A 13,417-nucleotide genomic window follows, 5' to 3' on the forward strand; every position below is an offset into this window, starting at 1 on the left:
AACAATACGAATCTTATATACTCGTAATCTATTATACACAATGCATTAGCATTTTCATCCATTAATTAGTGTGAAGCTTTTGACATTTTTGGCGCCTGCATTTAATAAAACTTCAGTAGCATGCCTTAAAGTCGTCCCTGTTGTTTTTATATCGTCAAAAAGAAAGTATTCTTTATGCTCTACATGGGCTCCATCCATCAGACGGAAAAGTGATGCGGCTTGGTTTCGTTGCTCTCTATTTTTGGAGCTTTGCGTTTCTGTCGTCGTCTTTTCTAAAAGTTGTATAAAAGGAATATCCGCAGCCTTCAATAACTCCTCCATATGTGAAAAGGTACGTTCCCGTTGCTTAACGGGGTGCATAGGGATCGGTATAACGGTTGCTTTTTCATGCTTTAATCGTGCATGTAGCTCCTGCCGAAATACTTTAGCAAGTGCAACATCCTGAAGAAATTTATATTGATGTAAAAAGTTTTTCATCGCATCGTTATATTGGTAAAGTGCTGTTGCCGTTGAGGAATATTCAAATTGAGCAGAGCACCTATCACAGATAGTTGGCTGAAATTGTTTTGTTAAAAGTAGTTTCCACGAGATCGCTGATTGTAAAGGCTGTGAGCATAATAAGCACAGTGTTTCAATTTTATTCATGATAAAAATCCTTTCTTATTGTAATAAAGAATTTTTGTCCGCGCATCATCCATTTCAGCCGTAATGCCATGATGAAAAAATACGACGTCTCCTTGTGCAAAATCGGCATTTCGTCCAACTCGCCCTGCGATTTGAATGAGTGCACTTGAAGTAAAAATGGTTGATTCTGCCCCAATCACTGCAACCTGTACATTCTTGATCGTAATCCCTCTTTCTAAAATGGTCGTAGTCAGTAAGCCTGGAACTTCTTTATCACGTAGTTTAAGCACTTTCTCTTTACGCTCCGGATCTTCCGCATGTACTGCCATGATGCTGTCATCTAATAACTGAAAAAGAGGTGTTGCTATTTTCATTAACTCGACTTTTGGGAAAAATAATAGAAATGGCTCTTTGCGTGCAAGGCGCTCCTCTGTCCATTGTTTTAACTTTCGTGGAATCTTTCCCCGTTTCAAGCTTTTTTCATAGCTCCATAGGGAATGAAATCGAGGGACTGGTAATGGATAATCGTGATAGCGCTTCGGAATAAATGAATAGCTTTCATTTTGATACTGAGTAAGTAGTTTAAGAGAAGGGGTTGCCGTGACCAACAATAGTGGTGCATTTTCTGTTTTTGCCTGTTGCACTGCGCTTTGTAGCGTTTCATCAAATGTATACGGAAAAGCATCAGCTTCATCAACAATCATGACGTCAAACGCTCGGTCAAACCGATAAAGCTGATGTGTTGTCGCCAACACGAGCTGGGCATAGCCCCCCTGCTTTGGTGATTTACCATATAATGCATGGATCATCGTTTGTGGGAAAACTTTTTGAAAGCGTGGGAATAACTCTAACACTACATCTGTACGAGGCGTAGCGATGCATACCCGTAAGCCTTGCTCCAACGCATAATGAACAGTCGGGAAAAGTAGCTCTGTTTTACCCGCCCCACATACCGCATGCAAAAGATGGAAACGCCTTGCCTTCACACTTTCTAGCATTTCATTTGCCGCCTGCTGTTGAAGCACAGTAAATTGCCCCGACCATTCGAGTGAATGCTTTTTTGTCCTAATTGCGCGAGGGCCTGTCCAAATCATCAATTGCGTACAACTACCCACTCTGCCCATATTCAAACAATGTCTACAATATATACATAGCTGCAGACACTTTGAACAATCAAACGTTGTAAATTGCTGAGGATCTTCATTATGGCAACGATTGCATTTTACATGTGGCTCATTTTGAATTCCTTCTATTATACGGAAGTATTTATACTTGATTGATTTCTCGATATCTTCCTTGGAAAATGGGGCATGCTCCTTCAACCAAATACGTCCTTCATGGAAATCTCGTAATGCTGGTGGCAACAACCAACCTTTGTATGTCATTACTTTGCTCCTTTCATGTGGTTTTTATCGGCGACAAGAAATTCCTAAATAAAAAAACAGCCTCTACACATTTACTGTAGAGACTGTCTCACTTACTATTATTTTTTTGTCCAACCTAGACCCATTGAGCCTTCACCTAAGTGTGTGCCAATGACGGGACCGAAATAACTCATTTTAAAGTTAACGTTCGGGTAGGTTGCTGCTAGTTGTGCTAGCCATTCTTCTGCTTCAGCAAGGCAATTGCCGTGGATTACAACAGCGTCCATTGCTTCATACTTTTTAGCATCTTCAGCTAGTAGCTCTTCCGCACGCTTTAATGCTTTTTTACGTGTACGAATTTTTTCAAAAGGTACAATGACCTTGTCCGCAAAATGCAGGATCGGTTTTACTTGTAATAAGCCGCCGATTAATGCCGCTGCTGCAGACAGACGTCCCCCACGTTGTAAGTGCGCTAAGTCATCTACAATGAAGTAAGCACGAACTGATTGCTTCATGTCCTCCAATGAAGCGTGAATCTCTTTTGCAGACAAGCCCTGAGCTGCCAATTCAGCAGCTCGTAGAACGTAAAAACCCTGTACCGCACAGGATATTTCACTATCAAAAGCGGACACATCAATGCCTTCCACCATCTCGCCTGCTTGAACGGCACCTTGATATGTACCACTGATACCACTTGATAAATGAATAGATATTACCTCATCATACTCTTTTGCCAGCTCTTCAAAGAGAGCGACAAACTCTCCAATTGGAGGCTGGGTTGTTTTTGGGAATTCTTTTGCCCCACGTACTTTATCATAAAATTCAGATGCCGTGATATCTACTTCTTCTTCAAAAAGTTGACCTGAGATATTTACACTTAACGGAATCATATGAATGTTTAAGCGTGCTCGTTCCTCAGCCGAAATATATGCAGTACTATCTGTTACGATTGCTGTCCTCATCCATGTCCACTCTCCTATTCTAAATAGTTTACAATCAATTGCGCCTCAGCGCAATTGTTGTCTGGATTTTGTATTGTGCATGCACAATTTATTCCTTTCAAAATCCGTGACATCCGACGGAGGCTTTAGGCCAACATGATGTTGGTCACTCAGTCGTCGCCACAGGACGTGGCGCTCTTAGACTGAGTTCCCCTATTTCAGCTAGCTGAATGAAGATAAAAAGAAATGAATGTGAAATGAATTACGACATAACGTAATCTTGTCTGCACGTCGAATAGGAGGAAGTTGCTTCACTCTTTCATCATTCTAGACAACTGCATTCATTTCACATTCATTTTCTATGTATAGATCTCCTCATATGATTTTCACCCTATCAATCCTTCTTTGAATGAAAAAAGGCTCATCACCATTAAGAGGGGGTGATTTCCTTTCTAATGAAGCAAGTCCAATAAGCAGTTAGGCATGATGCTTTTTGCCATTTCACTACTGCGCTCGCTCTAGGGGCTTGTCTTTGACGCTAATGCCCAGGAAATCGCCCAACCTCAACTTTTAGTGATGAGCCTGAATGAAGAGATCCTCATTTTTATTTGCCAGTACTTGATTTCGTGTCGTCCATATAAAAGACGCTAGTGACCTTCCAGTCCCCATCTTCTTTGACCAATACTGTAACTTGTTGTCCTGCACTTTCATGCTTCACATTTGTTTTAGTTTGTACTAAATGCAATGTTATATTGGAATGGACCTGTGCTTCATTTTCGTTATATTTTATGATTGTCGTATCTTTAGCATCTCGTTTAACGTCTGACTCTTTAAATACTTCTGTCGTGAATTCTTTTTCTTCATCATAGTTGAAACCTTTTGGATCCTTCGAGAGCGTTTGCATATAACGATCAATATCTTTTGAATTAAAAGCTTCAATATATTCATTAAAGGCTAGTAAGATTGCTTTTCCTTCATCAGCAGGGACATTTTCTGCCTTCGTTATTTGCCCACCATTCATTTCAAATCCTATAGTTCCATCATCAATGATTTTTTGTTGTTCTTCTGCATTCATTTCATCTTTTTTATTACCACAGGCAGTTAACATTAATAAAGTAAGAACTGCTAGAAAACTTTTCTTTAACATCAAAAAACCTCCCGCGCATATTGTAGCATATAAATCCCGTTGTAGGAATTTTGTTGTGTTTTTTCTACATTAAGGTGCTACATCTTCCTTATGACGCCCACGCTTATAAAATGTTGCACGATCTCTATGTATAAATTGTTACATTTTTCGACAATTCGTACCTATAAAAAAAACTGCTTTAAAAAACTACTAAATAATATAGTAGCCTTTAAAAACAGCTATCAATTACGCCTCGGCATAATTACGTCCGGAATCGGTTTTGTGCTAGCGCAAAGAACTCTTTTCCGATTCCGTGACATCCGACGGAGGCTCTAACTTCTTTCAGTTCTCCTGAAAGAAATAAAATACAATATATGCTATTAGCGTACTTCAACCCAACCATTTTTGATGGCTGTAACAACAGCTTGTGTACGGTCGTTTACATTCATTTTTTGTAAAATGCTTGAAACGTGGTTTTTAACTGTTTTTTCTGAAATGAATAGCGTCTCACCAATTGTACGGTTCGATTGCCCATCTGTTAATAATTGTAATACTTCACATTCACGCTTTGTTAACAAATGGAATGGGCGACGAATTTCTGTTTGATGGAAGTTACCTTTATTTTCATGCTCAGAAAGACGACGGAATTCCGCTACTAAATTTTTAGTTACTTTCGGATGTAAATAAGATCCACCATTGGCAACTACTTTAATAGCTTCAACAATTTCGTCCGCATCCATTTCTTTCAGCATATAGCCTAGTGAGCCAGATTTTAGTGCGTGTGTTACGTATGTTTCATCATCATGGATAGAAAGCATAATAACCTTTGCATCTGGGTACTCATTAATTAAATCTGCTGTTGCCTCTACGCCATTTTTCCCCGGCATATTAATATCCATCAGTACAACATCAGGTTGATTTTCAGCATATAAAGATACTACATCCGTACCATCATCACCTTCTGCTACCACATCAAACGTATCTTCAAAATCTAAAATACGCTTTACTCCTTCGCGGAATAGCTGGTGATCGTCTACAATAATAATCTTCGTCATTTGTCTTTACCCCCTAAATTTCCTCAAACAATCGTTTTACTCTACTTCTAACGGAATTTTAAATAAAACCGTCGTACCTCGATTTATCTCACTTGTAATTGAGATTGTCCCATCCAAAATTTCAATACGTTCTTTCATACCTAAAATCCCAAAGGAATGGTCTTTAACTTTCTGTGAATCGAAACCTATGCCATCGTCCTTTACAACGATATTTACGGCATCTTTCAACCACTCAAGCTTCACCCAAATATCCTTACATTTTCCGTGTTTCATGGCATTCGTTACACATTCCTGCACTAAGCGGAAAATAGATACTTCATAGTTTGATGGTATACGCTTTTCGGTGCTTCTTGATTGGAAATGAACCTCAACACCCGGATTATATTCAGTCACTGTTGATAAGTACTTTTTTAATGTCGGAACAATTCCCAAATCATCAAGTGCCATTGGTCTTAAATCATAGATGATACGTCGCACCTCTGATAATGCATTACGCACCGTTTTTTTTAAATCAACAATTTCTGCCAAAGCATATTCAATGCCCTTTTCACGATACGTTCTGTCTATTAAATCAGTGCGCATTAGTACATTTGCGAGCATCTGAGCAGGTCCATCATGGATTTCCCTAGAAAGACGTTTACGTTCCTCTTCCTGCGCCGCAATGATACGTATACCAAAATCTTGTTTCATTTTTGCTTGTTCAAGTGCTAAACCAACATTTTTTAAATCTGAAGTTAAGTAATTCAAAACGACATTTACTTGATTGACAATCTGATCTGCACGTTCAATCGTATCGAGTAATGCTCTTAATCTTCTCTCCAAATCATCTCTTTTATCACGTAGTTGCTTTTCTTGTGTTCTAATAACGGAGAGCTTCACTTGAAAATCCTGTGCAGTTTCATATGCTTCTCTAACTTGTTCTTCGGTATAATTATCAAAAGCTTTACTCACTAACACAAGTCTTTGCTTGGCAAGCTGTGTGCTTTTTTCTAAAGCATCGCCTTCATCAATAACAATTGAAACTTGTTTTCGAACAATTTCTAGCTCATTTTGCATATCTTCGAAACTTCTACGGCTTTGTTCACTTATAATAAAGATATCGTCCTTTGAGCTCATGATTGTTTCTAACATTCGATTAAATATGTCATCAAGCGACTTTAAATCGAAGGTATCATTTGAAAACATAGTATACTCCCCAGTCTAATGTCTTATGATTACTTACCATTTCAATAGACCAATTACATAGTCTATACCCATTATATCATCCCGCTGTTAAAATTTAATGCTTTTTCTTTATGAAAATTATAGAATAGAAGTCAAATAGAACTCTACCTAAAAGGAGATTGGTTCGGATGAGAGAAAACTATTTAACAGTAAAAGGATACGGCGAAAGCGAAATTGTTATTTCTAAATCTCGCTTTCTTACTTATATAGAACGCGCAGAAACGGAAGAGGATGCAATTTCTTTTATTGAACGTATAAAAAAAATGCATCATAATGCGACACACAATTGTTCCGCCTATATGATTGGTGAGCATGATCATATTCAAAAAGCAAATGATGATGGGGAACCTAGTGGCACAGCTGGCGTCCCTATGTTAGAAGTCCTAAAAAAACAAGGATTAAAAGATACGGTCGTTGTCGTCACACGCTACTTTGGTGGCATTAAGCTTGGCGGTGGCGGTCTCATTCGTGCTTACGGAAAAGCGACAACAGAAGGTTTACTCGCTGCCCAGGTTGTCGAACGCAAGCTTCATCATATTATGAAAATTACCGTTGATTACACATGGCTTGGCAAAGTGGAAAATGAAATTCGAGGTTCTTCGTATACTTTAGAGGAAATTCGCTATTTGGAAGGCGTCGACATTATTGTATCCGTGTTAAAAGAGGAGGAAGAACAGTTCCGAAACTGGGTAACAGAAATGACAAACGGACAAGCTAACATTACGTTTGAGAATGCTCAATTTATTGAATTTATTGTAGATAAATAGTTTTAATTGCCGAAACTATTTATGCATAGTATAATTTTAACGTTAAGCTATTTTATCAACTGCCTATTTATTACTTGTATTTGCATAAATTTTAGTTTAATCGTATTATAATCCCCATAACTTAGAGGAGAATATAAATGAAAAATAAAAAGTACAAAAAGAGGTCTTCTAAAGCTTCCTTAATTATAAAAGTTTCCTTACTTCTCGTTGCTAGTTTGGCCATCTGTGTTACTGCTTATGGTGTTTACCTTACTAAACAAGTGAAACACGCAGCTGACTCAGCACACGAAAAATTAGAAGGCCGCGAAGTTTCAGCACTTCGCGAAAGTAAAGTAGAGCCGATAAAGGATAATGTATCTATCTTATTTGTCGGAGTGGACGATAGTGATAATCGTGGGCAAGGTTCTGATCACTCACGTTCCGATGCACTAGTTTTAGCGACATTAAATAACAAAACGCATACGATTAAAATGCTAAGCATTCCTCGTGATTCATACGTTTATATTCCTAAAGTAGAATATAAAGATAAAATTACCCACGCACATGCTATGGGTGGTACACTGACAACAATCAAGACAGTTGAAGAATTATTAGATATTCCAATTGACTATTATGTACGTATGAACTTCAATGCTTTCATTGACGTAGTTGATGCATTAGGTGGCATCGAAGCTGAAGTACCTTATGCTTTACACGAGTTAGACGAATTCGATAAGTTTACAATCAACCTGGAGCCAGGTATGCAGCATTTAAACGGTAGTGAAGCACTTGCACTCGCAAGAACACGTAAACAAGATAGCGATATTGAGCGTGGTAAACGTCAACAAGAAATTCTATCAGCTATCATCAATAAAGTTTCTTCTGTTGGTTCTATCTCAAAATACGATGATGTCATTAATGCACTTGGTAATAACATGAAGACGGATATGACATTTGATGAAATGAAATCCTTCTTATCTTATTTAACAAAAGGTGTACCACGCATTGACACTTTAAATTTAGAAGGCACTGATGATATGTCTACTGGTGTATATTATTACCAATTAGATCCAGCATCAGTTAATGAAGTAAAAGAAACTTTGCAAAACCACCTTGGCTTAAATGAAAATTCAACAAGCCTCACAAATAACGATACTGACAGTGATTCAAGTGAAGAAACTTCGGTAAATTAATTAGCTTAATAAAACTTATAGCCTTTCCACTTAAATTTGTGGAAAGGTTTTTTTATGGAATCCTACTGAGTATTGCTTTCGCCAAATACCCAATCGACATCCTCTTCGTCCCCTTTGATGATCCTATCTGTCACTTCGTTTCTCAGGCACATGAGTAGCTTCTCAACGCACCCTGGTGACTGCACCTCTTAACGGCTCCTTCGCACATTCGCTTCCCTTTCGCGGGTATTCGCCTTCCTTCCGCGGGGATTTGCATTCCTTTCGCGGGTATCTCTTCCTTGCCCGGGGTCCGCTTCTCTTCCGCGGGTATTCGCCTCTCTTCCGCGGGTATTCACCTTCCTTCCGCGGGTATTCGCTTCCCTTCCGCGGGTATTCGCCTCTCTTCCGCGGGTATTCGCCTCTCTTCCGCGGGTATTCACCTTCCTTCCGCGGGTATTCACCTCTCTTCCGCGGGTATTCACCTTCCTTCCGCGGGTATTCACCTTCCTTCCGCGGGTATTCACCTTCCTTCCGCGGGTATTCGACTAAAATCGTGCAAAAAGAGTCGACAAAAAAGCAATCACACAAAATGTATGATTGCTTTCAATTTATTATTTATTAAATATCCGTACAAAATTCAATAATGGTTTATAGTTTTTACCCGCGAGTCCAATGACTTCAACCAAAATTTCAATTGCGGTTAAAATAACTGCTACGAGTAAAATCGCACCCCATACTTTTGCCATAGAGAAAATAACTGCGGCCAAACCAAACATTATTGCAATCCCGTAAATAATGAGCACTGTTTGTCGATGTGTAAAGCCCATATCTAGTAAACGGTGATGTAAATGTGATTTATCAGGATCAGACCATTTTTTCTTCATGCGTACACGACGAACAATCGCAAAGAATGTATCAGAAATCGGCACACCTAGGATGATAACTGGGATAATTAATGAAACGACTGTAACATTTTTAAATCCAAGCAATGCGAGCACTGATATCATGAAGCCAAGGAATAAGGCTCCTGTATCTCCCATGAAAATTTTCGCTGGGTGGAAATTGTAAAATAAAAATCCGATTGTTGCTGCTGCTAAAATGGCTGCGATTGCTAATACGAACATATTGTTCATAATAATTGCCATGACAGCTAAAGTAATAAGGGCAATCGTTGAAACGCCTGCCGCTAGACCGTCTAAGCCATCAATTAAATTAATGGCATTGGTAATACCAACAATCCAAATAATTGTTAAAGGAATACTTAGGAATCCTAAGTTTAATTCACCTACAAATGGCAGGGTAATCATATCAATTTGAATGCCACCTACAAAGATAACGATAAGTGCCGCAATAAGCTGGCCAACTAATTTAGCCTTTGCGGAAATTTCACGCATATCATCTACGACACCGGTTGCTACGATAATGCAAGCACCAATAATAATTGCAAGTAAAAAGTTACTACCATTTTCATTGATTATCAAAATCGGTTGAAATATAGCTACAGCTATTAAAAAAGAAAGGAAGATCGCCAATCCCCCGAGTCTTGGCATAATTCGTGCATGTACTTTTCGGTAGTTTGGTGCGTCGACAGCACCTATTTTGAACGCTAATCGTTTAACTAGTGGAGTTAACAATATTGAAGCAACAAATGCTGCTATTATAGACACGTAGAGCATGTCTCTCCTCCTCAAAAAATAATCTACATTAAATCCAAATTGATTATAGCACGAACCGGCGCCGAAATATACTTTTTCTATTTATTTTCCACCATTTCACAAATATTTTCCATCTTTTTCAGATTGGAAGAATGCTGTATGCCAAATGTAGTCACCATACGTAAAATTTGATAGAATAATGTAGTGTCTAGTAGTTAGACAACATTAAAGGAGCGTATATTTCATGTTCTCAATTTTCAAAAGTAACAAAGAGCAAACGAGTGCTCGTCAATTAAAACGCTACTATAAAATAGTAGAACAAATTAATAGTCTCGAAGAAAAATATGTTAATAAGTCAGATGCAGAATTAAGAGAAATGACTTTTATTTTCAAAGATCGCTTACAACAAGATGAGCCTATTGCATCCATCATCCCAGATGCATTTGCGGTCGTACGCGAAGCCTCAAAACGTGTATTAGGAATGCGTCATTTTGATGTACAGCTTATTGGTGGTCTTGTTTTAACTGAAGGCAATATCGCTGAAATGCCTACAGGTGAAGGTAAAACGCTAGTTGCTTCCCTTCCCTCTTATGTACGTGCATTAGAAGGCAAAGGTGTTCATGTTATTACCGTCAATGATTACTTAGCGAAACGTGACTTTGAGCTAGTTGGACAGATTCACCGTTTCCTTGGCTTAACAGTTGGTTTGAATTTACCAATGATGGAAGCAGACGAGAAAAAGGAAGCCTATAATGCAGATATTACATATGGTGTTGGGACTGAATTCGGTTTCGATTACTTGCGTGATAATATGGCATACAGCTTAGCTGATAAAGTACAGCGTCCTTATCACTTCGCCATTATTGATGAAGTAGACAGTGTACTAATTGATGAGGCTAAAACACCACTGATTATCGCTGGTAAAATGCCATCTAACGATGAATTACATCGCATCGCATCTATGTTAGCAAAACGTTTCAAAGTAGATGAAGATTATGATTTTGATGATGAAACAAAAGCTACTTCCCTAACAGATAAAGGTATTGAAAAAGTTGAGGCTGCATTCAATATAGATAATCTGTATGACTTAGAGCACCAATCACTTTTCCATTATGTTATCCAAGCTGTTCGTGCTCATGTCATGTTTGAACGTGATGTTGATTACATCGTAAAGGATGACAAAATCGAGCTTGTTGATATGTTCACAGGTCGTATTTTAGAAGGTCGTTCACTATCGAATGGCTTACATCAAGCGATTGAAGCAAAAGAAAATGTAACGATTACTGATGAAAATAAAGCACAGGCACAAATTACAATTCAGAACTATTTCCGTATGTATCCGAAGCTTTCAGGGATGACAGGTACTGCGAAAACACAGGAAAAAGAAATTCGAGAAGTGTACGGCATGGAAGTTATTCAAATTCCAACCAATCGTCCACGTCAACGTGTCGATCAGCCTGATATTATTTTCAGCAAGCAAGAAGATAAATATAAGTATGTAGCCGCTGAAGCTAAACGCCGTCACGAAAAGGGACAACCTGTCTTAATAGGAACAACGTCCATACTGCAATCCGAAACAGTTGCCGATAGCTTGAAAAAAGAAGGCTTAAAATTCCAATTGCTAAACGCTAAAACAGTTGAGCAAGAAGTTGAACTAATTTCTCAAGCAGGACAAAAAGGACGTGTTACAGTAGCTACCAATATGGCTGGCCGTGGTACAGATATCGTGTTAGGCGAAGAAGTTCATGCTCTTGGAGGTCTATATGTTATCGGTACTGAGAAGCATGAAAGCCGCCGTGTAGATAATCAGCTACGTGGTCGTTCAGGTCGTCAAGGCGACGTAGGTGAAAGTCGCTTCATTCTCTCTATTGAAGATGATATGTTCCGTCGCTACGCAAAAGAAGAAGTTGAAAAATTCTCTGCAAAAATGGTTGTCAACGAACAAGGCATTATTCAAAATAAAGATGCTCAAGAACTCATTAACCGTACACAACGAATTGTTGAAGGTTCCCAATACGGTATGCGTGAATACAACTTAAAATTAGATGATGTTATCAATGACCAACGTACAGTTATTTATGGTCTACGTAACAAAATTCTAGCTGAAAATGACTTGATGGGCGAGCTTAAAAAAATGCTTCGTGAAACGGTTGAATTTGCTGTTCTCGACGCCGCGCCAGAAGAAGTAAATTCTGTTGAATGGAATTATGATCAAATGGAGAGTTCACTCAACTCACTTTTCATTACACCTGTCACAATTGACCGAGAAGTGGGCAGAGTAAAACAAATTTTAGAAGACATTCAACCTTCTGAACAAGAACTGCTCAATCATATAGAGAAATTCGCTGAAAATGAACAAGTACTAGAAGTTCTGCCACAAATCATGCTTAGTTTCATCGATAGTGGCTGGGTGAAACATTTGGAAGTAATGGCTCATTTAAAAGAAGGTATTGGCTTACGTCATTACCAGCAAGAAGATCCAATGCGAATTTACCAACGCGAGGGGCTTGAGTTATTCGGTAAGAATTTCCAAGAACTACGTCGTTCTATTATTATAGAAATTACCGGCTTCATGAAAACAATTGACGCACAACAGGAGGTACAATAATGGGCTTATTCTCATTCTTTAAAAAATCAGACAAAATCGTTCAAGAAAACACAATTGACTCAAAAGACTTACTAGGAAAAGCTTCTACGAATACAGGCGATAATCGCGATGTTGAAACAAAGCTTTCATTCCATCCAGATTGGGATGTACCACAGGAGCAAAAATACATTTTCAACTTCCTAGCAAATGAACTAGAACCATTAAAACCAAATCAATTATCTCTTTCTTCTATTAGTATTGAAGAAAACAAACGTAAATGGCATGTGCGCGCATTTTTCCGCTCATCTTTACCACAAGCAATCGAGCTAGGAGAAATCGAGCTTTTCATCATGGATAAAAATGACGAGCTAGTAGCATCTAAAAAATTCGATTTCAAAGCCCTTGGCACAATTCCAGCAGAAAGCGCTCGCCCATGGGTATTTGAATTCGATAAATCTGCAATTAAAGTAGACGAAATCCCTGAAGATGGCTGGAAAATCGCCTTCAACCTTGTGTCCCTTCGCGGCCACCAATTAGAACTTGACCCATCATGGGAAAAACAATTACCAGCAGCTCAAAAAGAAGAGCTAGCTAAAATCGTCGAGACTTTACCAAAACTAGGTGAAACTGAAGTAAACTTCACCGGCTTACAAGCAAAACTAGCTGACAACGGCAATCTAAATGTATCGATTTTCATCCGTAACGGACACAATAAAGCTATTAATCTAGAACAATTACCACTAGAAATTATAGATGCAACAGGCAAACAAATTGCTACTGGTTCATTCAATATGGACCCAGTATTAACTGTACAACCAAACTCAACGAAACCTTGGACATTCGTCTTCCCTGCAGAACTTGTTGACGCAAAAGACGCCGACCTATCTCGTTGGACAGCACGCGTAACACAATAAACTATCGAA

At 38.6% G+C, this 13,417-nt stretch carries 11 protein-coding genes; 4 read left to right on the forward strand and 7 right to left on the reverse strand.

What is annotated here, in order from left to right; all coding sequences use genetic code 11:
- Positions 1 to 54: 54 nt before the first annotated feature.
- The 6 genes from ABNX05_RS19690 to ABNX05_RS19715 all read right to left on the reverse strand — a co-directional run bounded on the left by ABNX05_RS19690 (position 55) and on the right by ABNX05_RS19715 (position 6,295).
- The gene (locus tag ABNX05_RS19690; protein WP_349661260.1) at positions 55 to 645 is read right to left on the reverse strand and encodes a ComF family protein; all 591 of its coding nucleotides are present in this window, start codon (positions 643 to 645) and stop codon (positions 55 to 57) included.
- Positions 642 to 2,009, reverse strand: a complete 1,368-nt coding sequence (locus tag ABNX05_RS19695) for an ATP-dependent helicase ComFA (protein ID WP_349661261.1) — start codon at positions 2,007 to 2,009, stop codon at positions 642 to 644. The genes ABNX05_RS19690 and ABNX05_RS19695 overlap by 4 nt, the downstream gene beginning before the upstream one ends.
- 98 nt (positions 2,010 to 2,107) lie before the next feature.
- Positions 2,108 to 2,950 carry a DegV family protein gene (locus tag ABNX05_RS19700; RefSeq protein WP_349661262.1) on the reverse strand — a complete coding sequence of 281 codons (843 nt, stop codon included), beginning with the start codon at positions 2,948 to 2,950 and terminating at the stop codon, positions 2,108 to 2,110.
- 583 nt (positions 2,951 to 3,533) lie between these two features.
- Complete coding sequence (locus ABNX05_RS19705; RefSeq protein WP_349661263.1) at positions 3,534 to 4,076, reverse strand: nuclear transport factor 2 family protein; 543 nt, start codon at positions 4,074 to 4,076, stop codon at positions 3,534 to 3,536.
- 359 nt (positions 4,077 to 4,435) lie between these two features.
- Positions 4,436 to 5,110 (reverse strand): response regulator, encoded by a 675-nt coding sequence (locus ABNX05_RS19710; protein ID WP_079559471.1) that lies wholly within the window; start codon positions 5,108 to 5,110, stop codon positions 4,436 to 4,438.
- Between the two features lie 36 nt (positions 5,111 to 5,146).
- Positions 5,147 to 6,295 (reverse strand): sensor histidine kinase, encoded by a 1,149-nt coding sequence (locus ABNX05_RS19715; RefSeq protein WP_349661264.1) that lies wholly within the window; start codon positions 6,293 to 6,295, stop codon positions 5,147 to 5,149.
- 167 nt (positions 6,296 to 6,462) lie between these two features.
- Between ABNX05_RS19715 and ABNX05_RS19720 the strand changes: the two genes are divergently transcribed.
- Together ABNX05_RS19720 and ABNX05_RS19725 are read left to right on the forward strand one after the other, a co-directional pair.
- A complete protein-coding gene (locus ABNX05_RS19720; RefSeq protein WP_349661265.1) occupies positions 6,463 to 7,101 on the forward strand; it encodes a YigZ family protein in 639 nt (212 codons plus the stop codon).
- Between the two features lie 137 nt (positions 7,102 to 7,238).
- Complete coding sequence (locus ABNX05_RS19725; RefSeq protein ID WP_349661266.1) at positions 7,239 to 8,273, forward strand: LCP family protein; 1,035 nt, start codon at positions 7,239 to 7,241, stop codon at positions 8,271 to 8,273.
- Between the two features lie 590 nt (positions 8,274 to 8,863).
- Here the strand turns inward: ABNX05_RS19725 and ABNX05_RS19730 are convergent.
- Complete coding sequence (locus ABNX05_RS19730; protein ID WP_349661267.1) at positions 8,864 to 9,928, reverse strand: glycosyltransferase family 4 protein; 1,065 nt, start codon at positions 9,926 to 9,928, stop codon at positions 8,864 to 8,866.
- A gap of 223 nt (positions 9,929 to 10,151) precedes the next feature.
- Here ABNX05_RS19730 and secA2 point away from each other — a divergent pair, with 223 nt between their 5' ends.
- Positions 10,152 to 12,515, forward strand: a complete 2,364-nt coding sequence (secA2, locus tag ABNX05_RS19735; RefSeq protein ID WP_349661268.1) for an accessory Sec system translocase SecA2 — start codon at positions 10,152 to 10,154, stop codon at positions 12,513 to 12,515.
- Positions 12,515 to 13,408: an accessory Sec system S-layer assembly protein gene (locus tag ABNX05_RS19740; protein WP_349661269.1), complete on the forward strand. Its 894-nt coding sequence runs from the start codon at positions 12,515 to 12,517 to the stop codon at positions 13,406 to 13,408. The genes secA2 and ABNX05_RS19740 overlap by 1 nt, the downstream gene beginning before the upstream one ends.
- The last annotated feature ends 9 nt before the right edge of the window (positions 13,409 to 13,417 follow it).

This window comes from Lysinibacillus zambalensis (genome assembly GCF_040183165.1).
Lineage (GTDB): Bacteria > Bacillota > Bacilli > Bacillales_A > Planococcaceae > Lysinibacillus > Lysinibacillus zambalensis.